The 1,749-nt window shown below is 49.7% G+C and carries 3 protein-coding genes; all 3 read right to left on the bottom strand.

Annotation, left to right across the window (positions count from 1 at the left end; all coding sequences use genetic code 11):
- Positions 1–515: 515 nt before the first annotated feature.
- Complete coding sequence (locus BZJ21_RS15260) at positions 516–740, bottom strand: hypothetical protein (protein ID WP_077577398.1); 225 nt, start codon at positions 738–740, stop codon at positions 516–518.
- Between the two features lie 242 nt (positions 741–982).
- Positions 983–1,279, bottom strand: a complete 297-nt coding sequence (locus BZJ21_RS15255; protein WP_077670252.1) for a type II toxin-antitoxin system RelE/ParE family toxin — start codon at positions 1,277–1,279, stop codon at positions 983–985.
- On the bottom strand, positions 1,279–1,533 hold the full coding sequence (locus BZJ21_RS15250; RefSeq protein ID WP_077651224.1) for a type II toxin-antitoxin system ParD family antitoxin: 255 nt from the start codon (positions 1,531–1,533) through the stop codon (positions 1,279–1,281). Before BZJ21_RS15250 ends, BZJ21_RS15255 begins: the two co-directional genes overlap by 1 nt.
- Between the last annotated feature and the right edge of the window lie 216 nt (positions 1,534–1,749).

Genomic DNA, 1,749 nt, shown 5'->3' with positions numbered 1-1,749 from the left:
TGCTAAGGTCGGACTCAGCATCACCAAACTCACCGGAACAGAGGTAGCTAACCTCAACTCCAGGAGAGATACAAGGTCGGACAAGCGCCAGTGCGATGTGAAAATATTAATTCAATGTAAACCGTGCGCCTCCGACATTAAAGCCAAAGTTGGCGCCGGTGTTAAATTTACCACCGATCGTGACAGGTGCTGTAGATAAAGGGCCTAGGCACTGCTTCTCGCTCTTCTCCGTACTCCCTTTTCCAAATCATACGTAGACTAGACAAGCATCAATGGCACCATTGGCGTAGGTCGGAAAAGCGCCAGCACGATGTAAGCCTCGTTCCTCGATATAACTGGCGCGCCTCCGACATTGATGATTAAAATTGGCACTGATCGTGACAGGCGCCCATTGGCATGGTGCATTATTGTTGACATTATGCTGGGGCTTGTGTCACCTACGCCAATGGGATCATCAAGCCTAAAGTGCCTGTCCCGATAGAAAAATACGGATAGAGCCCCTAAGGCCCACTATGCTAGGAGCTCGGCCCTTTAGAGTTTTCTTCCGCCTTTTCGTCATTCTCCGGCTGATCACTCAAACCCGGTACCGCCTGGCAAAATGTACACTCTTCATTATCCACCGAGGCACCGCCTGCCTCCACATAACGAATCCGATGACTGCCTTTGTCCCGATTGGCAGATACGGCAAAGCGCCGTTGCTCACGCTCAGGTATCGTCTTTTCTGTGTCATGATTAGCCATGGGTTGTCTCCTTAAAATACCGGGAAGCGCTTCGTTAAAATCGAGCGTAGGTCGGAAAAGCGCCAGTACGATGTAAGCCTCGTTCCTCGATATAACGAGCGCGCCTCCGACATTGATGATTAAAATTGGCACTGATCGTGACAGGCGCCCATTGGCATGGTGCATTATTGTTGACATGGTGCCGGGGCTTGTGTCACCTACGCCAATGGCACCACCAAAAGCCCCGATAAATGACTAACTAGCTAATCCAGAAGTCTTTCAGGTGCGTCCATGTCCTCGTGCAGCACACGAACAACGAGTACCTCCGACTCAAGTACTTGATAGAAAACAGCGTGATGCTCGACCTGCAATCTTCGATACCCAGAAAAAACATAGGCGTAGTTCGCGCCGAGTGATGGATGATTAATCAGCGGTTTCATGCCGCTCTCAAGCTGATCTAGATATTTATCTGCCTGATCAGCACCCCATTTTTCGCAGGTATATACCCAAATTCCAATGAGATCGGATTCGGCCTTCGGCGTGACGCTCAGCTTAAGCACTAATCAGCCGCCTTCATCCGTTGACGGCCAGTTGCCTTGATAGCCGATACATCGAGTGCCTTAGGTTTCCCGCTTGACTCACCCTCAGCGAGAGCCTGCCTCAGCACGGCAATACGTTCTTGAGCCTGCTGATCTCGACGGATGAGGTAACGGATATACTCACTGTCATTGCCAAACTGACCGCTTTCAATCTGGCTTTTCACCCAACAGTCTTGTTGTTCAGTCAGCGTAATGGTTTTCCGATGCATGCTCATATCTGGCCATCCTAAGATATCACGAGTATGACAATATCATACCACCCGACTTCGCCGAATCAATTACTGCTTCTTATCGACGCGCGTCTTGAGACACAAGCACCAATGGCACCACCAAAATAAAAACCAGGCGTAGATACCATCTCTCCGAACCATCCGTAAAGGGTTATGTAACCACTTGCGGGTGGTATTCGCTTTGATGTTTTACAACACCAA

This window comes from Salinivibrio costicola subsp. alcaliphilus (assembly GCF_001996185.1).
GTDB classification, from domain to species: Bacteria; Pseudomonadota; Gammaproteobacteria; order Enterobacterales; family Vibrionaceae; genus Salinivibrio; species Salinivibrio costicola.
The sequence above is the reverse complement of the archived record's forward strand: the minus strand, read 5'-3'. Positions and strand labels throughout refer to the sequence as shown.

Excerpts from the sequence above, each read along its gene's own strand:
- BZJ21_RS15260 (WP_077577398.1), bottom strand. The coding sequence starts at position 740 with ATGGCTAATCATGACACAGAAAAGACGATACCTGAGCGTGAGCAACGG.
- BZJ21_RS15250 (WP_077651224.1), bottom strand. The coding sequence starts at position 1,533 with ATGAGCATGCATCGGAAAACCATTACGCTGACTGAACAACAAGACTGT.